This is a genomic window from Pseudomonas sp. HN11 (assembly GCF_021390155.1).
In the GTDB taxonomy this organism is placed as follows: Bacteria; Pseudomonadota; Gammaproteobacteria; order Pseudomonadales; family Pseudomonadaceae; genus Aquipseudomonas.
This window is the reverse complement of sequence record NZ_CP089985.1, coordinates 3,244,296-3,266,500: the sequence shown is the minus strand read 5'-3', so window position 1 is coordinate 3,266,500 and position 22,205 is coordinate 3,244,296. Positions and strand designations below refer to the sequence as shown.

At 59.8% G+C, this 22,205-nt stretch carries 20 protein-coding genes and 1 pseudogene; 13 read left to right on the top strand and 8 right to left on the bottom strand.

The genetic code is table 11. The annotated features are described in order from the left end of the window. Positions 1-91 precede the first annotated feature (91 nt). The gene (locus tag LVW35_RS14865; protein WP_233890848.1) at positions 92-1,003 is read left to right on the top strand and encodes a DMT family transporter; all 912 of its coding nucleotides are present in this window, start codon (positions 92-94) and stop codon (positions 1,001-1,003) included. Between the two features lie 53 nt (positions 1,004-1,056). On the opposite strand, the gene LVW35_RS14860 is transcribed toward LVW35_RS14865, so the two are convergent. The 3 genes from LVW35_RS14860 to fabF form a co-directional block, all read right to left on the bottom strand. Next, a complete protein-coding gene (locus LVW35_RS14860; RefSeq protein WP_233890847.1) occupies positions 1,057-3,036 on the bottom strand; it encodes a peptidase U32 family protein in 1,980 nt (659 codons plus the stop codon). Positions 3,037-3,105: 69 nt separating this feature from the next. Next, on the bottom strand, positions 3,106-3,486 hold the full coding sequence (locus tag LVW35_RS14855; protein ID WP_177061843.1) for a RidA family protein: 381 nt from the start codon (positions 3,484-3,486) through the stop codon (positions 3,106-3,108). Between the two features lie 64 nt (positions 3,487-3,550). Then, positions 3,551-4,819, bottom strand: coding sequence for a beta-ketoacyl-ACP synthase II (gene fabF / locus LVW35_RS14850; protein WP_233890846.1), 1,269 nt, complete (start codon positions 4,817-4,819; stop codon positions 3,551-3,553). Between the two features lie 107 nt (positions 4,820-4,926). Here fabF and LVW35_RS14845 point away from each other — a divergent pair, with 107 nt between their 5' ends. The 3 genes and pseudogenes from LVW35_RS14845 (at position 4,927) to LVW35_RS29210 (ending at position 6,885) form a co-directional block, all read left to right on the top strand. Next, entirely contained in the window at positions 4,927-5,415 is a 489-nt protein-coding gene (locus tag LVW35_RS14845) for a winged helix-turn-helix transcriptional regulator (protein WP_233890845.1), read from the top strand. Positions 5,416-5,529: 114 nt separating this feature from the next. Further along, positions 5,530-6,297 (top strand): annotated as a pseudogene (locus LVW35_RS29215) (PAS domain-containing protein); the annotation flags it as partial. 3 nt (positions 6,298-6,300) lie between these two features. Then, complete coding sequence (locus LVW35_RS29210) at positions 6,301-6,885, top strand: methyl-accepting chemotaxis protein (RefSeq protein ID WP_442799685.1); 585 nt, start codon at positions 6,301-6,303, stop codon at positions 6,883-6,885. A gap of 106 nt (positions 6,886-6,991) precedes the next feature. On the opposite strand, the gene LVW35_RS14835 is transcribed toward LVW35_RS29210, so the two are convergent. From LVW35_RS14835 to LVW35_RS14825, 3 genes are all read right to left on the bottom strand, one after another. After that, the gene (locus LVW35_RS14835; protein ID WP_233890843.1) at positions 6,992-7,861 is read right to left on the bottom strand and encodes an isocitrate lyase/PEP mutase family protein; all 870 of its coding nucleotides are present in this window, start codon (positions 7,859-7,861) and stop codon (positions 6,992-6,994) included. Between the two features lie 153 nt (positions 7,862-8,014). After that, on the bottom strand, positions 8,015-8,752 hold the full coding sequence (locus LVW35_RS14830; protein WP_233890842.1) for a nitroreductase family protein: 738 nt from the start codon (positions 8,750-8,752) through the stop codon (positions 8,015-8,017). Positions 8,753-8,797: 45 nt separating this feature from the next. Continuing rightward, complete coding sequence (locus LVW35_RS14825) at positions 8,798-9,451, bottom strand: helix-turn-helix transcriptional regulator (protein WP_233890841.1); 654 nt, start codon at positions 9,449-9,451, stop codon at positions 8,798-8,800. Positions 9,452-9,790: 339 nt separating this feature from the next. On the opposite strand from LVW35_RS14825, the gene LVW35_RS14820 reads away from it, so the two are divergent. The 9 genes from LVW35_RS14820 to LVW35_RS14780 all read left to right on the top strand — a co-directional run bounded on the left by LVW35_RS14820 (position 9,791) and on the right by LVW35_RS14780 (position 19,903). Further along, positions 9,791-10,846 carry a methyltransferase gene (locus LVW35_RS14820; RefSeq protein WP_233890840.1) on the top strand — a complete coding sequence of 352 codons (1,056 nt, stop codon included), beginning with the start codon at positions 9,791-9,793 and terminating at the stop codon, positions 10,844-10,846. Then, a complete protein-coding gene (locus tag LVW35_RS14815; RefSeq protein ID WP_233890839.1) occupies positions 10,846-11,739 on the top strand; it encodes a VOC family protein in 894 nt (297 codons plus the stop codon). Before LVW35_RS14820 ends, LVW35_RS14815 begins: the two co-directional genes overlap by 1 nt. A gap of 76 nt (positions 11,740-11,815) precedes the next feature. Then, complete coding sequence (locus tag LVW35_RS14810) at positions 11,816-12,847, top strand: formylglycine-generating enzyme family protein (RefSeq protein WP_233890838.1); 1,032 nt, start codon at positions 11,816-11,818, stop codon at positions 12,845-12,847. 10 nt (positions 12,848-12,857) lie between these two features. Further along, the gene (gene ribA / locus LVW35_RS14805) at positions 12,858-13,454 is read left to right on the top strand and encodes a GTP cyclohydrolase II RibA (RefSeq protein ID WP_233890837.1); all 597 of its coding nucleotides are present in this window, start codon (positions 12,858-12,860) and stop codon (positions 13,452-13,454) included. 28 nt (positions 13,455-13,482) lie between these two features. Beyond that, positions 13,483-15,171 (top strand): WD40 repeat domain-containing protein, encoded by a 1,689-nt coding sequence (locus LVW35_RS14800; protein ID WP_233890836.1) that lies wholly within the window; start codon positions 13,483-13,485, stop codon positions 15,169-15,171. Between the two features lie 17 nt (positions 15,172-15,188). Next, positions 15,189-15,845: a class I SAM-dependent methyltransferase gene (locus LVW35_RS14795; RefSeq protein ID WP_233890835.1), complete on the top strand. Its 657-nt coding sequence runs from the start codon at positions 15,189-15,191 to the stop codon at positions 15,843-15,845. After that, positions 15,842-16,948, top strand: a complete 1,107-nt coding sequence (gene ribD / locus LVW35_RS14790) for a bifunctional diaminohydroxyphosphoribosylaminopyrimidine deaminase/5-amino-6-(5-phosphoribosylamino)uracil reductase RibD (protein WP_233890834.1) — start codon at positions 15,842-15,844, stop codon at positions 16,946-16,948. The genes LVW35_RS14795 and ribD overlap by 4 nt, the downstream gene beginning before the upstream one ends. Positions 16,949-17,048: 100 nt before the next feature. Then, positions 17,049-18,470, top strand: coding sequence for an MFS transporter (locus tag LVW35_RS14785; RefSeq protein ID WP_267924848.1), 1,422 nt, complete (start codon positions 17,049-17,051; stop codon positions 18,468-18,470). A 95-nt stretch (positions 18,471-18,565) separates the two neighbouring features. Further along, positions 18,566-19,903, top strand: coding sequence for a DUF6687 family protein (locus LVW35_RS14780; RefSeq protein WP_233890832.1), 1,338 nt, complete (start codon positions 18,566-18,568; stop codon positions 19,901-19,903). Between the two features lie 135 nt (positions 19,904-20,038). On the opposite strand, the gene LVW35_RS14775 is transcribed toward LVW35_RS14780, so the two are convergent. Then, positions 20,039-20,602 (bottom strand): cytochrome b, encoded by a 564-nt coding sequence (locus tag LVW35_RS14775; protein WP_233890831.1) that lies wholly within the window; start codon positions 20,600-20,602, stop codon positions 20,039-20,041. Positions 20,603-20,700: 98 nt separating this feature from the next. Beyond that, entirely contained in the window at positions 20,701-22,155 is a 1,455-nt protein-coding gene (locus LVW35_RS14770) for an aldehyde dehydrogenase family protein (RefSeq protein ID WP_233890830.1), read from the bottom strand. Positions 22,156-22,205 lie beyond the last annotated feature (50 nt).

Genomic DNA, 22,205 nt, shown 5'->3' with positions numbered 1-22,205 from the left:
AAAGGCAATCCAGCGGTTTTGCCTTTTTTAGGCGCTGGATCCGCTCCCGAGCAGATTGCCATAATTGAGCCTCACTTGAGGAGCTTCAATCATGAACACATCCATCCGTCGCGGGTCGTGGGAAATGGTCGCCGCCATGCTGATTTCGGGCACCATCGGCTGGTTTGTGCTGGTGTCTGGCGTATCGATAATCGAAGTCGTGTTCTGGCGCTGCGTCATCGGCGGGCTGACGCTGTTACTGGTGTGCGCATGGCTGGGGTACTTGCGACTGGACCTGCTGACCTGGACCAAGCTCGGCTTGGCGATGCTCAGTGGCGTCGCGATTGTCGGTAACTGGTTGCTGCTGTTCGAATCCTATTCCCGTGCGTCGATTGCCATCAGCACGGCGGTGTACAACGTGCAGCCGTTCATGTTGGTGATGCTGGCGGCGGTGTTCCTAGGTGAAAAGATTACTATGCAAAAACTCGCATGGCTGAGCGTGGCGTTTCTGGGGATGTTGGCAATTGTTACCGCTCATGGCAATCAACAGAGCGGCGGCGGGGATTACCTGGTGGGTATCACGTTGGCGCTGGGCGCGGCATTCCTGTATGCGACTGCGGCGTTGATCATCAAGCGCCTGAAGGAGGTGCCGCCACATTTGATGGCATTGATCCAAGTCGCAACCGGGGTGGTGGTGCTGGCGCCTTTAGTGTCCTGGAACAGCCTGCCAGCTGCGCCGAGTGCCTGGGCGGCACTGGTAACGCTCGGCGTAGTACACACCGGCTTGATGTATGTGTTGCTGTACGGCGCGATCCAGAAATTGCCGACGGCCATTACCGGTGCACTGTCGTTTATCTACCCGATCGCGGCGATCTTCGTCGATTGGATTGCCTTCGGGCACCGACTGGGCTGGCTGCAATGGCTGGGGGTAGCGGCGATTTTGCTGGCGGCTGCCGGCCTGCAGCGCGGCTGGAGATGGCCTCGCCCCGCTCGCAGTAGCAACGCCGCTCGTAAGGCGCACTAACGGTAAAGCGCGCACCGATTTTTTGGAAGCACGCTCGCTCCTACCGTTGGGGCTCAGTGCGTGCCCTGAAAAATAATATTCTCCGGGTTGAAATGCTCCACCGCGCTGCCCGGCTGCGGCAAGCCAAGGATATGCCCCTTGATCTTGCCCACTACGTGCATCTCGCACGGCTTGCAGTCGAACTTCAGGGTCAGCACTTCATCGCCGTGGATCAACTGCATCGGTGCGACCTTGGTCTTCACGCCCGTGACACCCTTGGCCTGTTTAGGGCACAGGTTGAACGAGAAGCGCAGGCAGTGCTTGGTGATCATCACCGGCACTTCGCCGGTTTCTTCGTGGGCTTCGAAGGCGGCGTCGATCAGCTTCACCCCGTGACGGTGGTAGAAGTCGCGGGCTTTCTGGTTGTAGACGTTGGCCAGGAACGACAGATGCGCTTCCGGGTAGACCGGCGGCGGGGTGGTTTCGGCTTTGCGTCCACCGCGCGGGTGAGCGGCCACACGGGCGGCGGTCAGCGCTTCGATCACTTCGCGGCGCAAAGCCTTGAGCTGCGAGTTGGGGATGAAGAACGCCTGCGGCGCATCCAGTTGGATGTCCGTCGCATGGTATTCGGTGGTGCCCAGTTGGCCGAGCAGGTCGCGCAAGGTATCCAGCGCCTGCTCCGGTTTGTTGGCCACGCCGAATGGGCCGGGCAGGGTGGCGCTGGCGCTGATGCCTTCTTCGCTGGTGGCGGTGACTTCCAGCTGCGCTTCGCGCAGACGTGCGGCCCAGGTCAAGCCGATACGGCGCTCGGATGAAGTCTTGAGCAGCGCTTGTTGCCAGTTGTGGTCCAGGTTACGGTTCAACGGGTGGTTCGGGCGCAGTTGATGCAGACCGGCCGGCATTTCATTCGGCTCAACGCGGTAGCGGTAGCGCTTCTCGCCGCCTTCCTCGAACTCACCCTTAGGCTCGGCGATGTTGGCGCGAAAACCCACCACTTCGCGCTTGATCAGCACATTCAAACCGTCGCCATTGGACAGCGGCTCATGGGTGACCACCTGCAGATCGCGCTTGCCGGCTTTTTCCACCACACCCACCGGCAGGCCAGTGAAGGTCGGGGTGTCGAAGGCACCGATGTCGACCTTGCGGTCGGTGACGAAATAGTCGGTGCTGCCGCGGTGGAAGGTTTTTTCCGGGTCCGGCAGGAAGAAGTGCGCGGTGCGGCCGCTGGACGCGCGAGCCAGGTCCGGGCGGTCTTCAAGCACGTCATCCAGGCGCTGGCGGTAATAGGCGGTGATGTTCTTCACGTAGCCCATGTCCTTGTAGCGGCCTTCGATCTTGAACGAACGCACGCCGGCTTCGACCAGCGCGCGAATGTTGGCGCTCTGGTTGTTGTCTTTCATCGACAGCAGGTGTTTTTCAAAGGCCACGACGCGGCCCTGGTCATCTTTCAAGGTGTACGGCAAACGGCAGGCCTGGGAGCAATCACCCCGGTTGGCGCTGCGGCCGTTCTGCGCGTGAGAGATATTGCACTGGCCGGAGAACGCCACGCACAGGGCACCGTGGATGAAGAATTCGATGGCGGCATCGGTTTCGTCGGCGATGGCGCGGATTTCCTGCAGGTTCAGCTCACGGGCCAATACCAATTGCGAGAAACCGGCCTGGTCGAGAAACTTGGCGCGGCCCAGGGTGCGAATGTCGGTCTGAGTGCTGGCGTGCAGCTCGATGGGCGGAATATCCAGCTCCATCACGCCCAGGTCTTGCACGATCAACGCATCAACGCCGGCGTCATAGAGCTGATGGATCAGCTTGCGCGCGGGCTCCAGTTCGTTGTCATGCAGGATGGTGTTGATGGTGGTGAAGACGCGCGCGTGATAACGGCGGGCGAACTCCACCAGGGACGCGATATCGCTCACGTCGTTGCAGGCGTTATGGCGCGCACCGAAGCTCGGGCCGCCAATGTACACGGCGTCGGCGCCATGCAGGATCGCCTCGCGCGCGATGGCGACATCGCGGGCAGGGCTGAGCAATTCCAGGTGATGCTTGGGCAAGGACATAGTTTTTTAGTCAGGCTTGTCACGGTTGAGGCGCGCATTGTAGCTGTGAAATGCCTGACCGGCACCCACTCAGGCTTGAGCGGCCATCGCGGTGACTTCCACACGCATGCCGTCTACCGCCAACGCGGCAACCCCAACCGCCGCACGCACGGGCCAGGGCTTGGCAAAGAAGCGTTTGTAGACCTCGTTGAAGGCTGCACGATCGGCCATATCCGTCAGATAAATGGTCAGGTGCATCACCCGGTCCATGGAGCTGCCGGCCTTTTCCAGGGCGACTTTCAAGGCTTGCAGGGTGCATTCGCTTTGTAGGGTGATATCGCCCAGTTCCAGGCTGCCATCGGCGCGGGTCGGGATCTGGGTGGACACCAGGATGCCGTTGAAGCCGATCACATCAGAAGAGATCGAATCGGTATCGGGATCCGGGGTGTAGTGCAGGTCGTGGTTGGCCATGGGCGCCTCTCGTTGGCAGTTTGAGAAAGGCGCCATGGTCCCCGAAAATGACGGTAGGGGCAAACTACGCCCAGCGGCGGAACAACACGCTGGCATTCACGCCGCCAAAGCCGAAACCGTTGGACAGGGCGTATTCAATCGGCATCGGCCGGGCCTGGCCGCGCAGCAGGTCCATGCCGTCGGCGAGCGCGTCGGGATTTTCCAGGTTGAGGGTGACCGGGGCCACCTGGTCGCGCAGGGCGAGTACGGTAAAGATCGCTTCGATACCGCCCGCAGCCCCGAGCAAGTGGCCGGTGGCGGATTTGGTCGAACTGATCGCTGGGCTGCCGCTGACACCGAAGACCGTTCTGATAGCGGCCAATTCACCTTTGTCACCCACTGGGGTCGAGGTGGCATGGGCGTTCAGGTACTGCACCTGACCTGCATCGATACCGGCCTGACGCAAAGCCTGCAGCATCGCCCGGCGTGCACCGTCGCCGTCTTCCGGGCCGGCGGTCATGTGATAGGCGTCGGCACTGGTGCCATAGCCCACCAACTCGGCAATCGGCTGTGCACCGCGCGCCAGGGCGTGCTCCAGTTCTTCGATGACCAGGATGCCGGCGCCTTCGCCCATGACAAAGCCGTCACGCGCCTGGTCGAATGGCCGCGAAGCCAGCGCCGGGCTGTCATTGAAGTCACTGGACAACGCACGCGCCGCCGCAAACCCGGCCAGGCTGACGCGATGGATCGCCGCTTCGGCGCCACCGCACACCGCTACATCCACTTCACCGGCACGAATCATCCGTGCCGCGTCGCCGATAGCCTGCACGCCAGCTGCACACGCGGTCACCGGTGCGCCCAGTGGACCTTTCAAGCCATAGTTGATCGACACATGCCCGGCGGCCATGTTGCTCAGGAAGGAGGGGATGGTGAACGGCGACAACCGCCGTGGGCCCTTGCTATCGGTGGTGCGTACCGCATCGGCAATCGCTGGGAAACCGCCGACGCCCGAAGCGATGATGGTTGCCGTGCGTTCCTGCTGCTCCTGTGTGGTTGGCGCCCACCCGGCCTGCTTCAAGGCTTGATCCGCTGCCGCCAGGGCGAACAGGATGAAGCGGTCCATCTTGCGCTGTTCCTTGACTGCCAGCAGCCGGTCGGGGTCGAACCCGGCTGCTGGGTCCTGCTGTACGCTTTGCACCTGGCCGCCGATGCTCACGGCCAGGTCCCCGATCAGTTCTTCCGGTAGACGACGAATGCCCGACTGCCCGGCCAACAGGCGTTGCCAAGTAGATTCCACGTCAGCGCCGAGCGGCGTCAGCGCGCCCATGCCAGTCACAACGATGCGTTTACTCATGATCAATCGACTCCGGTTGCGGTGAGAGAACAGACCCTATGGACGTCACTATCATCATGAAAGTAACATGGCGTCACGCAAATAGGCACTGATTCAAGGAACCCTCCATGCAACGCAAATCCCTCACCCGCGACGAATGTCCCATCGCCCGCAGCCTTGAACGGGTAGGGGAGTGGTGGAGCATTCTGATTATGCGCGACGCGCTGCAGGGCCTGCGCCGTTTCGATGAGTTTTCCCGCAGCCTGGGCATCGCGCCCAATATGCTTACACGTCGCCTGAACGCCCTGATGGAGGCCGGTATGCTGGAGCGCCGGGCCTACAGTGAGCGGCCGCCACGCTATGAATATGTACCGACGGCCAAGGGCGAGGATTTCCGCATGGTGTTGATGTCGCTGTTGGCCTGGGGCAACCGGCATTACGCCGAGGAGGGCACTCATGTGGCGTTAGTGGAACGTACGACAGGCGCGCCGGTGCAGCCGATGTTGGCCCGTGCGGACGGGCAGCAGGTACCGCTCGATCAGTGCGTGTTGCAGGCCGGCCCGGCTGCCAGTTCCGGCATGCGCGAGCGCTTGGCCTTGCTTGATGCAAAGCGCTGATTACACGAGTATTTGACGCCAGAAAATAATCCCTCCAGGGCGCGTAAAGTCGCGGATGTCCCAGCCGATAGCCATTCAAGACACAGGGTTTTCCGCACGGCTGAGGGTACGTCCATGTTCAATAAAGCACTCAAGACAGAACTGTCGGCCAGGACGGCCGAAGTCACCGAGTACAAAGGACTGATCGCCGCACTGGAACGCTCCATGGCCGTGGTCGAATTCGACCTCAACGGCACAGTGCTGCGGGCCAACGACAATTTCCTCAAGACCCTGGGTTACAGCAGCGGCCAACTGGCCGGTAAAACCCACCGCGATTTTTGCCCGGCAACACTGACCAACAGTCCGGCCTACAGCCAGTTCTGGGGTGAATTGAAAGCGGGCAAGTTTGTTTCCGGCACTTTCAAGCGCGTGGATGGCAACGGCAAAACCGTCTGGCTCGAAGCCAGTTACAACCCGGTGCTGGATGAGCGTGGCCAGGTGTTGAAGGTGGTCAAGTACGCGCTGGACGTGACCGGGAAGGTCGAGCAGGAGGCCGCCACCCGCAGCAAACTCACGGCCCTTGACCGCGCAATGGCGGTCATCGAGTTCGATTTGAGCGGCCAGGTGCTGGACGCCAACGCAAACTTCCTTAACGTGATGGGTTACACCCTGGCGGAAATCAAAGGCAAACATCACCGTCTGTTTTGCGAGCCGACGCTGATCAACAGCCATGAATACACTGACTTCTGGCGCCGCTTGAACAACGGCGAATTCTTCACTGGCCAATTCAAGCGCCTGGGCAAGCATGGGCATGTGGTGTGGCTGGAAGCCAGCTATAACCCGGTGTATGACGGCGACGGCAAGCTGATCAAGATCGTCAAGTTCGCCAGCGACATCACCGAGCGCGTGGAAAAGTTCGAAGAGGACTCCCGTGGCGCGTCGCGGGCCTATCATATCTCCGCCGAAACCGAGCGCTTTGCCGAGCATGGCACCCAGGTGATCCAGGAGACAGCCAGCGAAATGCGCCGCATCGCCGACAACATTGGTGCTTCTGCGCGTTTGGTAGGGCAATTGGGCGATCGTTCCGAGCAGATCACTGCGATCGTCAACACCATTCGCGGTATCGCCGACCAGACCAACCTGTTGGCGCTCAACGCCGCTATCGAAGCGGCACGCGCCGGGGATCAAGGGCGCGGCTTTGCGGTGGTGGCCGATGAAGTCCGTCAACTGGCCGGGCGCACCAGCCGCTCGACGGCGGAAATTGCCGAGATGATCGGCATGATCCTCTCGGAAACCCGTGACGCAGTGACCAGCATGAACGCCACCCAGGAGGGCGCACAACGCGGCGTCAGCCTGGCCGATCAGGCCGGTTCGGTGATCCTGCAGATTCGCACCAGCACCAGTGATGCAGTGGAGGCAGTGAGCATGTTTGCGTCGAAGCTGGACGAGTCGGAAGTCATTCCCAAGACCGCAGTGGGTTGGGTGGGCTGACGTAACCCAGTGGTGAGGGGCGCTTGTCCCTCACCACAAAGGCTATCTACAGCAAGCAACCGGGCGTTGGCGCTTTTTGCATGCAAGGAAAGCGGAGCGGGGCGCTTTACTCTTTTACATCCATGAACTCTTGCGCCCACGCCACGTAGCTTTCCGGCAAGGTGTAAGTGTGCGTCAGCTCAGTGGCACTGAGGTTATCGGTGCTGTGGGTCAACTGGCGCTGGGCTCGCAGACTGTCGTACGTCGCCTTGATCGCGGCAAAGTAAGCACCGTGACCGGCAACCACCACGCGCACGCCGAGACTCGCCAGGCGCTTGGCATCATTCAACTTGGGATTGCCATAGGTCACCAGCATCAGCGGCACCGTCAGGTTCTCCGAGATCTTCTCCAAGTGCTCGAAATCCGCCACTCCCACCATGCAGATCCCGTCAGCGCCGGCTTTCTGATACGCCAAGGTTCGCTCGATGACGGCTTCGGTCGGCAACACGCCGGCATTGGTCCGGGCAATGATCGACAACTCGGGATCAACACGAGCCTCCAGCGCAGCGCGGACTTTGCCGATGCCTTCCTCAATAGAGATCAGGTCGGTGGACTTGCGGCCGAATTGGGCAGGCAACAGCGTGTCTTCAATCGTCAACGCGGCCACACCGGCACGCTCAAGTTCTTCAACGGTGCGCATCACGTTCAGCGCGTTACCGTAGCCGTGGTCGGCGTCGGCAATGAACGGCAATTGGGCGACACGGCCAATACGGGTGGCCTGCTCAACGAACTCACTCAGGGTAATCAGCGCAAAATCGGGCGCGGCCAATACCTGCAACGAAGCAACAGAGCCGCCGAGGATACCGACTTCGAAACCCAAGTCCGCGGCGATACGCGCTGACATCGGGTCAAAGACGGAGGCGGTTTCAACGCACGCAGGCGTTGCAAGCAATTCACGGAAGCTACGACGCAGGGCGGTGTGGGACTTTTTTGGCATGATCTTTCCTGGTTGGGGCCATTGTCGACATACGATCAATGCCTACTGATAGGTGTGTGAGATTACCATGTAGGCAAACGCAGGATTATGACGTTTGAGAATGGCCTATGCACAACACAGATATCGGCGGCGTCGTTAAGGGGGCACACAGGCTCAATCGGCAGACAAACCGTTAGTGAGCAATTGAGCCTTGAGGTCGACACGGTAATTACGCGCGTAGGTGCGGCCGATGGTACTGGACCAGGACTGGCCATCAGCGCGTCCGATGATCTGCCAATGACGCATGAGATGTTGGTCGTAAGCCACAATGGCCGGCGCCAGCGCATCCGTAGTGTAACGCTCATAATGACAAAACGTGTCGATGGACAGTCGCGGCTTCTGTGCCGCCGGTACACGCACGTGCCCCAGGACCATGCCGCACAGGGCGAAGGTATTCTGGGGAAGGTCCAGTAACTTGATCATTTCCAGGGCGTTGGCGCGAATACCACCGACGGGTACTACGCCTAACCCCAGCGAGCGTGCAGCGACCATCATGGTGCTGAGCACGATACCGCCGTCGGTGCTGGCGGCGATCATGCCTTCGAGATGACGCTGGATCTGGTGTTCGTTTCCGTTGAGTGCGGCGCCGACTGCGGTCTTGTGAAAGTCCACCACCACGGTGATAAATACCGGCGCCGCTACGATCCAGGGCTGGCCGCCAGCCACCTCTGCGATGCGCTGACGGGTCTGCGCATCGCGCACCACAACAACCGAAATGTGCTGGGCATTGAATGAGGTCGGAGCTTGGTGGCCCGCGCGCAAAATGGCGTTCAGATGCTCGTCACTGACGGGCGTGGCGTGGAAGCTGCGTTCGCTGCGGTGGCTGGCGAGCAAGTCGAGGGTTGGCGTCATGCCTTATTCCTTTAAGGGCTGCTGAAGCGTTAAGAAACAGTGAGTTCAAGTGAGTGGCTGAATGTTATAGACGCAGCGTCGGTCGCCGGAGATCAAATGCTCGCAACGCTCGACACTCGCGTCATCGCCCATGGCTGCACGAAATATTTGCAACTCCGAGCGACAGAAACCCTGACATTTACGCGCCGCGGCACAAATCGGGCAATGGTTTTCGATGAGCAGCCACCCTTTGCCTGCGGGTTCCATATGCGCCATGTAGCCAGCCAGCTCGCGAATACGCACCAGAATGCCGACCTTTTCTTCCAAAGTCGAAGCTTGCGAGCAGGCCTGGACATACTCCTGGCGATTGGTGGTTTCCATGCTGGTGATGATTTTCTCGATACCGTCACTGCCGAACACACCCTCGATGGACTCGATCAGGTGCAGGGTCAACACGCTGTGGGAATCGGGAAACTTGTTTTGCGCGGTGTCGGTGAGTGCCCATTTCAAGGAGGGGCGCCCCGCGCCTTTGGTGGGCGCCGAAACACCGACGATCAGCTCTGATGTCTGCAATTTCTGGATTTGCTGGCGGGCCGCTTCAAATGTGAGCTCCAACAGGGAAGCCAGTTCGGTGGTTTTGAGTGGGCCACGGGTTTTGAGCAAAAACAGAATGCGATCAGCAGTGGATGACGGGGTGTCGTCAGTGGGTCTGGAGGTCATAAATTGCGCGTAACCATGGGGAGTGAGCACGTCACTGAAGTTTGTCGACCTTTGGCGCCATCCATTGCGTAAGGGGAGAGGGGATGAGCATAGTCATTTTTATTGACTAGGAAAATATTTAATAAATCGAATAAGTAATTATTTATTGATAGCGAATAATTATAAAAGACTGCGCTTGCTTTTATGATTCTTGGGGCTAGGCTGGTAGCGAGCTTTTCAAAGCCACTGGCTACACGTTCAGTTGCATACGACTCCGGACCGTTAAATACGCGTCGCGCCCAAGTACCGAACACTTGCCGACGTCAGTGAAAATAACAATACCCAAGGAAGAGAATCAGTATGACTGTGCAAAAACCGACAACTATTTATGAGCACGCCCAAGAGGTCACGGCCCTCAACAGCGTAGTCGACCTGGTGAAACTTTCCGACCAGTATCGACAGTCCGCCATCCTTCACTTCGCGGTAGCTCAACAGCTCTTCGATCATACAACCCAATCCGCCACTGCCCACGCCATCAGTCAACAACTGGGTTGGGTCACCAACAAGGCAAAAATTTTCCTCAATGGCCTGGTTGCCCTGGGGCTGTTGAAAAAAAACCAGGATACCTACGTCAACCAGCCCCTGGCCCAGCGTTTTCTGGTCAGCAGCAGCGGCGAGTTCATCGGCCCTATCATTGCCCACCAGCGCTTGCAGTGGCAAAACTGGCCGCGCCTGGGGGAGATCCTCAGCAGCGCCGACTCCTTGGATTTCCAACAGGAAAATCGCTTCAAGCACGACATCGCCGCGCGCGATGCCTTTAACGATGCGATGGTGCGCTTCAGCCAACCCATGGTCGATGTACTCAAAGAATTGCCGGTTTTCGACAGTGCGAAAAAAGTCGTCGACCTGGCCGGTGGGCATGGCACCTATATCGCTGAAATCGCACACCGCCACCCCCAGGTCCAGGGGGAGATCTGGGACTTGGCAGCTACACGCCAGTCGGCTGAAAGCACCATCGAGAAATACCAGTTGGCAGGGCGACTCACGTTCAAGGAACGCAATCTGCTGGACCTGGCACGTTACAAGGACGAGCGTGCAGATGTGGTGATGGTCAATGACTGCCTGCACTATTTCACTCGCGAAGAAACCCGTGCGTTGCTGAGCTCGGCCGCGCAGCTTGTGAATGACGGCGGTTCGCTGCTGGTGCTGAGCATGACCCTGGATGACGATGAGATTCATCCGGTCCTGTCGGCGGATTTCTCCCTGCACATGATGGTCAATACAGTGCATGGCGAGTTGCACCCCACCGGCTGGCTCGCCGAGCAGATGGCGGCCCAGGGTTTCGAGGTGGTGCAAGAGCCTATCGGGCGCTACAGCCTGCTGATCGGACGACGCGCCGAGAGGAGGGAAGGCTGATGTTGCGATTTATCACTCTGTACTCCGCTGATACGGCGGCACCGATGAGCGCGTTTCTGGCGTCGTTGAACAGCTGCGCCAAGACCGCCGGCTTTGAACTGTGCACGGCCGTGGAAGGTGCCCGGTTACCCGAGGCTGACGGGCTCATCCTGCTTGTGTCAGCTGCTGATAGCCCTGATGCACTGGACGCTCGGCTCAAGGCATTGGCCGATGTCTATCGCAACAAGGCGGTCAGCGTCATTCGCCTGCACGAAGGCAAGGCCGCCCACCCGTTTGCTGAACCGCTGAACGCGACATTGCTGCAAGACGCCGCGTGTTTCATCTACCCCCATGGGCTTGCGCTCAATGGCGCGGACGGGTCCCTGGAAACGGTCAAGCACTGGCTGGCCGGTTTCTCCAAATTCACCGCGGCGATCAAGATGTGGCGCTCCCTGGAGGGGGTGTCCATCGCCGCCGCCGCCCAGCAATCCCAACGGCCACAACTGGCCCATATCAATATCCTCACCCGCGATCTGGAGGCCTCCCAGGCGTTCTATCGCGAGATTTTCGGCGCGCGCTATTGCTACAACCTGGGACCGCACAAAGTGGTCATGGAGTTGAATGGCTTCGACTTTTTTATCGAGCGCAATGCCAACTTTACCTACCCGGCGGGCTATCACATCGGCATTCGGGCGCTGCCCGAGGATGTCAGGCGCATCGCCGACAAGGTCGCTGCCGACGACACTATTACCCTGGTCAAGGGCAATGGTCCGGCCCCGGGTTATCACCATGGCCCGGACAACGTCCGCACTGCGGTGTACTTCGAAGATCCCGATGGGTTGGTGGTTGAGGTGTATTCCACCGAAATCGAGATGATCGAGACCAATCGAAGGTTGCTGCTCGACCGACTCTGATACCTGACTGATCAACGCACGCCGAGCGGACCTTCGCTCGGTCGAGGATCTGTTCGCTCGGAATAAAGGTGTACCTATGAAGAATCAATACGGTTGGCACTGGCCGACGTTACCGAGCCCCTTGCCAAAGAACGTGTCTGATCGGGAGTTGATGGGCTACCCGGCGGCTTACGTGGAATATGAATTGAGCCGGCAAATCGCCGACGCCACCGGACAGTTGATGAGTGCTCCTATCGAGCAACTGCTGCGGATGGTCGAGTCCGCTGCCGAACCCCTGGTCCGACGAATTGCCGCCGGTGAGGTGCTGGGCTGCAAGGGCGACCCGCGTATCGATGTATTCAACCCCGACATGCGCGATATTCCCGCCGCCCAGGTGGAGATCGGCCTGGAGCCGCAACGCGTGGACGCAGTCATGACGGCCTACGCAGGTCTGGGCCTGGACCGCAGTTGGATCGAGAAAGAAACCCCCAACCATCGGGTCAGCCTGGCGAGCTTTCGCATCGGTCGCTACCCGGTGACCAACAGCGAATATCGCGCTTTTCTGCTGGACACCGGTTATCCGTTCTTGCCGACCAGTTGGGCCTTTGGCCGCTTTCCCCAGCACCAGGCCAACCACCCGGTGTACAGCGTCAGTGATATCGATGCCGACGCCTACGCCCAATGGTTGAGCCGTCGCACCGGGCGCGCGTTTGCCTTGCCCAGCGAGGCACAGTGGGAATACGCAGCCGCGGGGCTGCAACGCGCGCAGTTTCCCTGGGGCGAAACATTCAATGTCGAGTACGCCAACACCATCGAATTGGGACTGCTGACAACGACACCCGTCGGCGTCTTTATTGAAGGCGCCTCAGCCTTTGGCGTGCTGGACATGGCCGGCAACGTGGAAGAGTACGTTGCCGACGATTATCAGGCGTACCCGGGCGGGCCTGAAATCAGTGATGACCTGGTGCTGGATGTTGGTCGGCACCGAGTGGCCCGTGGAGGCAGCTTCACCCGTTTCAGGGATCTTGCGCGCAATCAGCGCCGACATGGACGTTATCCAAGACCCATCTATGTCATGGGATTCCGTTTAGTGGAAAACAACGTTGACCAGAACGTCTCACCCGCATAGAGGCTTAGTCATGGACACTCCAGTAACGCTGCATACGCAAGTCCCCATCTCGATTCTTGGTGGTTCCGTCAATGCCCAGTTCTTTGGTTTCAAAGGCTTTGACAAACACAACGAACATTTTGCCGTCAGGGCCGGCCAGCCGGATACCGAAGTACCGCTGGTTCGGGTGCATTCGGAATGCATTACCGGCGATGTGTTCGGCTCCCAACGCTGCGATTGCGGCCCGCAGTTGCAGGAAGCACTGAGGGCATTGAATGCCGAAGGCGGCTACCTGATCTACCTGCGTCAGGAAGGGCGCGGAATAGGGCTGTATTCGAAGTTTGAAACTTACCTGCTGCAAGACGCGGGCATGGACACCTACGAGGCCAACCTGGAGCTCAACCACCCGGAAGACTCGCGCAGTTTCGCCCCGGCGGTCGCCATGCTGCGTGCTCTGGATGTCAATCGCTGCCGGCTGCTGACCAATAACCCAGACAAGGTCAAGCAGCTTCGCGACGGCGGGATCGATGTGGTCAGTTCCGTGCCTACCGGGGTGTTCCTGACCAAACATAACCACAACTACTTGCGCTCGAAAGTCAGCAAGTCGCGGCACACCATCAAGCTTTGATTTCATTCTCAAGGAAAAGGAATTTTCGATGAAACATATAGGCCCTATCAGTGGTGTCGCCGCCCATGCGGGTGAATTCATCGCCACCGCCGGTTACGACAACCAAGTCATCTTGTGGAATGCCCGCACCGGGCATTCGATCCACCGCGTCAGCCATGACCACCTGGCCAACCAGTGCGCGTTCAGTGCCGATGGCAACTACCTTGTCAGTGCCAGCAGCGACTACACCGCCCGCGTGTGGGAAGTGCCGAGCATGCGCCTCAAGGCCGTGCTGTCAGGGCATGACGACGATGTGGAAATGGCGGTGTTCTCACCGGACGGCACGTCAATTGCGACCTGCTCGCGCGATCATCAACTGCGCCTCTTCGACCTGGACGGTAACCTCAAGGGCACCTGCCGCGGGCATCAGGCGGACGTGATTTCCGTGGTCTGGTCGCCGGATGGCAAGCGCCTGATCTCCAGCAGCGACGACGGTACCGTGCGCCAGTGGGACACCGCCAGTTTCAAGCAATGCGATGAAGTCGACATCGGCGGCGTCGAGACCGATACCGTCGCCATTACCCGCGCCGGCGTGGTATTTGCCGGGGATGACGAAGGGCGCATTTCGATCATCCATCAGGGCGATATCCGCGCCATCCCCGCCCATGATGCGGGGATCAAGCGCATTGTCTGGAACGACGAAAAACAGCTGCTGGTGACCTTGAGTTATGACCGGCTGGCGATCCTCTGGCGCTTCGACGGCGAGCAACTGGAACAGCTGCGCAGCACCAATCTGCCGAGTATTGTCTGGCCGCGCAGCTGTGCGTTCGTCGGCAGCGATGCGCTGGTGTTCGCAACCTTTGGTTCGCGCTATGCCACCTGGGATTATGAACATGACCAGTGGACTGTGGAAGGGATCCAGCCGGCGGTCAGCATCAATGCCGTGGTCACCAGCGGCGGACAGCAGTACAGCATCGGTGACGCCGGCTTGCTGTTTCGCGATAACCAACCGTTGAGCGGCGTTGGCAGCCTTTGCAACTTCCTGTTGCCGTTCGGACCGTTGTTGCTCACCGGCGGGCAGATGGGCCAGGTGTTCGATGCGCTCAGCGGACGCCTGTTGTACCAGCACCGTTCGCCTCTCAATTGTGGCACTACCTTTCAGCGCAACGGCCAGCTCCACGCGCTGATCGGAACCTACACCGGTGAAGGCCTGGTTTTTGTCATCCATGGCGATAACAGCCTGGAGCTGGTGGCCTCGATCCCGATGCACGACAACGCAATCAAAGGCGTAGCCGCCAATGAGCATCACTTGTTCAGCGTGTGCGCTTCGGCGGCCGCAGCCCTGCACTCGATCGACGACTTGCGTTGTGTACGGCATATCGAAAATGCCCACACGCGTATCTCCAACGGTTGCTGCCGGGTCGATGGCGGTTTCGCCAGTATTGGCCGTGACCTGAAGTTGCGCCTGTGGCTGGACAGCGGGGATGAGGTCTACGACACGCCGCACCGCAACTCCATCAAGTGCATTTGTGCCTCCGCCGACGGCGAGGTCATTGCCACCGCCAACTACAGCGGCACCATTGCGCTGTTCGACTTGCCCAGCCGTTCCTGGCAGCAGGTGCAGCGTCCCACGGCCAGCGGTATCTCTTGCATCACCCACAGCCTTGCCAGCGATGATTTCCTGGCCAGCTCCTATGACGGCCATATCTACGGTATCGCCACCCGTCGTGCCTCTTGACCCAAGGATCGCCAGACATGAACAAACAAGCGCAATTCATGGACATACCGTCGTACCGCGGGGCACTCAATACCTCGTTCGTGCACCGCTACAGCCATGGCGAAGACGAATGGTCGTGGGACATCGGCATGGCCAAGGCCGCTCGGGTGTTTCTCGAGGCACTGGGGCCGACGCCGGACCAGAATATTCTGGACGTGGGCGTCGGCCGGGCGCGGGACGCGTCGGAGTTTATCCAGGCAGGGCACCGTGTGACGGGGCTGGATATTGTTGAAAACTCCAGTTGGCCGCTGCTGCGCAAGCGTTGGGGCGAGCGCCTGCAACTGGTGTGCAGCGCGCTGCAGGACTGGCAGCCGGCTGCGGACAAACAGTTCGACGCCGTGCTGGACAACGGTTGTTTCCATCATCAACACCCTGACGAGTGGCGCGCCTACCTGGCCAACATCCGTCAGTTCGCCCGGCCGGGCGCCTTGATCGGGCTGAACGTGTTTGGAGTCGATGCGAGTAACCCGACGCCAGGCTGGCGAGCAATGGACAACCAGCGTCAAGGCTACTTTTTCACTGAGCAAAGCGTGCGCGAAACCTTCGAAGGGTTTGGCTTCACCTGGCAGGATCTGGTGGTGATCGAGCGTCAGCATGGGGACGCGGTGTATCTCTTGGCGCTGCTTCGCACATGACTGCGGCGCCGTTGTGCGATCGCCATTTCATGGCGCTCGCCCTGGCATTGGCCGATCGGGGCGCCTTCACCACGACGCCCAATCCCAGGGTTGGCTGCGTGATTGCCAGGGACGACGAAGTGCTTGGCCAGGGCTGGCATGTAAGGGCAGGGCAGGCACACGCCGAAGTCAATGCATTGCGCGAAGCGGGCGATCAGGCGCGGGGTGCCACTGCCTATGTCACGCTGGAGCCCTGCGGTGGCCACGGGCGCACCCCGCCCTGTGTCGATGCGTTGATCCATGCCGGTATAGCGCGGGTGGTGGTCGCCAGTGTCGACCGCTCCCAGCACGACAATCAGGGCATCGAACGGCTCAGGGCGGCGGGGGTGGTGGTTGATCACCTGCCGTGCCCCGAAGCGCGGGAGCTGAACCAAGGTTTCTTTTCGCGCATCGAGCGTAAGCGACCCTGGGTGCGGATCAAGTTGGCCATGAGCCTGGACGGGCGCACAGCCCTTGCCAATGGAGAGTCCAAGTGGATCACTTCGGCGCAGTCCCGGGACGACGTGCAAACCTGGCGCGCCCGTTCCTGCGCAGTGCTCACCGGCAGCGGCACGCTGCACGCGGATAACCCGCGTTTGACGGTGCGTCTGGCGGATCCGCAGACGGCGTTTGTCGCGCCGCTGCGGGTGGTGCTGGACCAGGATCTCAAAGGCCCCACCGATGCCCATGTATGGGATGGCGAGGCGCCCACCCTGATCTTTCATGGCCCGGCAGTCGTGCCACAGGGCGTGTCGCCTGAGAGCGTACGCTTTCGCCAGGTTGGGCTGTGGGAGGGGCGTCTTGACCTGCATCAGGTCATGGCATGCCTGGCGGAGGAGGGGTGTAACGAAGTCCAGGTCGAGGCCGGGCCTGTGCTGTGCGGCGCTTTGGCGGCTGCCGGCCTGGTGGATGAGTGGCTGATTTATGTCGCCCCCCTGTTTTTAGGCAGTGATGCCCGGCCATTGCTGGGAATCAATGGGCTCACGTCATTGGCCGAGGCCCAGCAATTGTCGATTGTCGAGCAATGCCTGGTGGGTGAAAACCTGCGCCTGCGGTTAAAGCCCATAGGCGGTGAATCACCGTAATCGACCGCCGTTGAGGAGGCAATATAGGGGATAAATAATTACACAAGTAAATACTTTTATAATAAAGTGGCTTTACGTTAATCAGACTTGGTGTATCGAGATGAGATCTACGACAGGGTGGTCGGCATTACTACTTGGAAAGAACGGATTGCGATCTGCGGCCTTGGCTGGAGGGGTTGCGCTTCACGCAATTAATGTCTACTTGGTGACGACGATTTTGCCTTCCGTGGTCGCGGACATCGGCGGCCTCGACTATTACGCTTGGAACACCACGCTGTTTGTAGTGGCCTCGATCATCGGCTCCGTACTGTCGACCAAATGCCTGACGGGCTTGGGCGCAAGGGGCGCCTATGTCTTGGCGGGGGTGATCTTCGCCATTGGCAGCGCGGTCTGCAGCCTGTCGCCGAACATGGCGGTCATGATCCTGGGCCGGACGATCCAAGGGTTGGGTGGGGGGCTGTTGTTCGCGCTGCCTTACGCCATGATTCGATTGGTGTTCGCCGAGCCTTTGTGGCCGCGGGCCATGGCGTTGATCTCTGGCATGTGGGGGGCGGCAACGCTGATCGGGCCGGCCGTGGGTGGCGTTTTCGCTGAGTATGACGCCTGGCGCGCAGCCTTCTGGGCACTCATCCCAGTCACCGCATTATTCATGTTGCTGGCCTGGGCACTGCTGCCGAAAAAAAGCACCGAAGCTCCACGCCGTATTGGCGTCCCGCTGGCGCAACTGGTGCTTTTGAGTGGCGTCGTATTGGCAATTTCAGTCGGCAGTATCAAGCCGGATGCGGTCTATAGCGTCCTGGGCCTGGCGGTCGGCCTCTTGCTGTTGTACTTCGTTTACCGGGTGGAAGTCCGTTCAACCTTTCGGTTATTACCCAAGGGCGCGCTGACTGCCCGCAGCGCGCTGTTGCCGTTGTATTTTTCCATGGGTTTGATGGTGGTCGGCATGACCAGCGAAGTCTTCGTACCGTACTTTCTGCAAGTGCTGCACCTGCAAACACCGCTGCTGGCCGGTTACATCAGTGCGTTGATGGCGGCTGGCTGGACCTTGGGAGCGCTGTACAGCTCCGGGCTCAAGCCCAACCCAGCGATCCGGGCAATTGGCATTGCGCCGTTCTTCATTGTCGGCGGGTTGATCCTGGCATTTATCTTCGTGCCTCGGTCCGGCCCCTCAATCATCAATGTCGTGGGTGTGTGCGCCGGGATGCTGGTGATCGGTACCGGGATTGGGCTGGCATGGCCGCACTTGCTGACTCGCGTACTTGAGAGCGTGTCCGACGATGAGAAGGAGCTGGCGGGTGCGTCGATCACCACGGTCCAACTGATCGCGACGGCCATTGGCGCTGCATTGGCCGGCATGATCGTCAACCTGGGTGGGTTCTCTTCGCCTGGTGGTGTCGTCGGCGCATCGAGCGCTGCGGCGTGGCTCTTTGGTGTGTACGCCGTGCTGTCGGTATTGATCTTCTTCACCGTCAGGCCGGTCACCCGAAAAAAAGCCGAGCAACCGACGTTTGACCCTGCTTGATCGCGCCTTGCGCCGAGACCAGCACCTCCCTCAATAAAGGTGCGGCGACAGCTTATAAGCTGACGCTGCACCCTTCTCTCGAAGGAAAGCCGACGATGAATCTACTGTCCGTTTTGCCGGAGCGCGCCCCTGAGTTTCTTACCGATCCCGACGTTGAGGCACAGGTGAAAAACCTCGAGATAAAAGTACTGGGCGGGCGCCCCATCGGGATCGTCAATAACCAGTTCATCGATTTGATGAGTGCGATTGCAGGGCCTGGCGCGGTCCTGATCAATGGGGAACCCACCGATATTCGTCGCGAAAACCTTTCTTGCTTAAGGTACGGGTTGGGCACCGATGGGGAAATAGCCTATGTACCGATTCAGGCAGGTGCTTGCCACTTGGCGCTCACCGATCATTCACCGCGCAAGCCGGCTTCCTGCATGAATGAGGCCGTCCGTATCAACCGCGAGAGCCCCTACGGGTATTTACCGCTTGGGCATACCGCAGACGTGCCAAATATCTCCTTGGACTCCACTGATAATGCTTCGACATTACTGACGCTGTCGCACTGGCCTTCCAACAAGACCCCTGTGCGCTATAAGGCCAACCTTTCCACGCAAAGTGTTTTCAGCTTTCTCAAGGAAGGCGCTAACGTCGATGGTGCACAGATCGTCACCAGCGACCACTTTGACCTGGATGGGCTGGCCTCGATTTATGCTTTTCTATCGCCGTCCCATGCGATGCATCATCAGCAACTGTTGATCGACATCGCCAGGCTTGGCGACTTTTCGCGGGGGGAGTCACCTCAAGCGCTAAAAACCGCCTTTGTACTCAATAGCTTGGCGGCAAAGGTGCAACTGCCGGGAAATATCGATGCCGATACCGCTTTGTTGCTCAGTTACAGAGCGGTTTTACCCCTCGTCGAGGAGGTGCTGGACCATACCGAGCGTTACGAGCATTGCTATCTCTTGGGCATGGATCATCTTGCGCGCAGTGAGCGATTATTGAGCCATCCGGACATGCAGTTGGTGGAGTACCCGGAGATCGATCTGGCGGTTTTTCACCTGCCAGCTGCGATCAGTCCCAAGCCATTGAACTACCAGCGGCCTTACTTGGGGCTGTCGAATATTGCCTTTCACAACAGGACACGCTGTGGCGTCCTGGCCATCATTCATGGCTCCGTGCTGGAAGTTCGCCAGCGTTACGAGAGCTGGGTCGAGCGCATTTCAGGTATTCCACGTGCCCGCAGGGACCTGGCGATCTTTGCGCGAGCGCTGCAGCAGGATGAGAAAGAAGAGGGGGTATGGCGTTACGGCGGCGTTGAAAACATCATGCCTGCCTTGAAATATGACGGCCCAGGCTCGAGTCGCTACGCGATGGAAACGCTGCTGGTGGAACTCCGACAGTTCTTGCAGGTGGCACCCGTAGCCTGGAGTGGATCACATCCTTGATTGATTCAATAGTCAGCAGCACGTCATTGAAGAGTATGCACGTGTCTCTCCTTCAAACCAGCTCGATCAGCATCGCCACATAGTCACGTACAGCCGGGTAGCTACGGCGCTATACCGCCATGCACGGTTATCCATTCACAGCATTCGGCGCAATACATCGTTGCGAAGGTCGCGGTCGAACAATCGATGCTTGAGCGCACCGGCGATATGAACCACGATCAGCACCAATAAAATATAGGCGAGTACTCTGTGCAGCCATTGGAAGACGACAAACCAATCGTCATTCTTCGTCAGCAGCTCCGGCAGGTTCACGCCGAAAAAGAACACCCCGTCGCTCATGGTGTAGGTGCTCGACATCGAATACCCCATCAGCGGGACGGCAACGATCAGTACGTACATTGAGCGTTGTACAAACCGCGAGAGGAAACGCTCATGCGCCGCCAGAGTCTGCGGTGGCTGCGGAAGTGCCGGTGTGCGAACACGCAAAGCGATCTGCACCAGCACCAGCAGAAATGCCAGCACCCCGAACGATTTGTGCCACGGGTAGTAGAGCGTGTATTTACTCACCACTGCATCATCAAGTCCTGTCATGTGCCAGCCGGCCCAGAGCAGGCCGGCTATGACCACGGCGCGGACCCAGTGCAAGATGCGCAGGGACGCGGGATACCGATCAATTGTTGCTTGTTTTTGAGTGTTCATCGCAGTCTCTTCATTGATTATCAGGGCGTCGAAAACGCACGATTGAATGCCACCCTCTGCGGCCGTGGTCGAAAGGATGGTAGGTGCAGTAACTGTTCTCAGGCGGGCAGCAGCACGGTGATCACTTTCTCCTCGGTGTAGGCCAGCGCGCCGCCAAGCCCGCCTTCTCGGCCAATGCCGCTGGCCTTGACGCCGCCCCACGGCAGGTTGGCATCCAGCGGGCTCCAACAATTGACGCCGATGGCGCCAGCCTTCACCGCTGCGGCTACGCGGTGCGCGCGTGCCAGGTCGGATGTCCATACCGTAGCTGCCAGGCCGTAAGTGGAGTCGTTGGCCAATGCCACGGCTTCTTCTTCGCTGTCGAATGTAATCACCGTGCCGACGGGGCCGAAGATCTCATCCTGGGCGATCGCCATGTCATTGCGGGCGTTGGCGAAAATAGTCGGGCGTACGAACCAGCCCTGATCAGGGGTGGACACGCCTCCGACCAGCAAAGAAGCCCCCTGATCGATGCCAAGCTGGATGTAACGGTTGACGCGATCAAATTGCGCTTTCTTCGCCACCGGGCCCATTTGCACGCCGGGTTGGCGCGGATCACCGACCTTGACCGACCGGGCGGCATCGGCCAGCGCCGCGCCGAAACGCTCAGCGATGCTGCGCTGCACCAGGATACGTGAGCCGGCGGCGCACACCTGGCCCTGGTTGGCGAACAGGCCGAGTGCACACCCGCGCAGCGCGTCATCAAACGAGGCATCGTCAAACACAATCTGCGGGCTCTTGCCGCCCAACTCCAGGGCCACGCGCTTAAACAGCACGCCGGCGGTGCGCTGGATTTCACGCCCCGCGTCGGGGCTGCCGGTGAAACTGATCTTGGAGACATGCGGGTGTTCACACAAGGCGCGACCGACTTCGTTGCCGTAGCCCGTGACTACGTTGATCACGCCGTCCGGGAACCCCGCTTCCTGTGCGAGTGCCGCCAGATGCAGGGCCGACTGCGGGGTTTCTTCCGACGGTTTGATGACCACGGTACAGCCCGCTGCCAGCAATGCGGCAAGCTTCCAGACGGTGATCATCAACGGCGAATTCCACGGCACGATGGCGCCGACCACACCGACCGGTTCGCGTACGGTGTACGAGAGGGTCCGGGTGCCGAAATAACCGCCGGTGGGAATGGTGCGGCCTTCCAACTGGTTGGCCCAGCCGGCGGCCGCGCGCAGGTTGGCAATCGCGTTGGGCAGGTCCATCCGGCGTGGCTCGACGGGGGAGCGGCCAATCGCATTAGCGTCCAGGTCGGCCAGTAACTCGCTGTCGCGCTCGACCAGTTCCGCCAGTTTGAGCAGCAGTCGGCCGCGCTGTGCGCCGTTCAGCTGGCGCCAGACACCGCCCTCGAGTTGGCTGCGTGCGGCCTCGACAGCCCGGTCGACGTCCTCGGCCGAACCGCGGGCGCAACTGCCGTAGACCTGCTCGGTGACCGGGTTGATGAGCTCTATGCGACCGCCGTCGAAGCCTTCGACGCGTGCGCCGGCGATGAAGTGGTTCAGGTGCTCAGTCATGTTGTGCTCCAGGAGTAATGTGCCGTGCTCATGCCTTGAGAGAGGCGTCA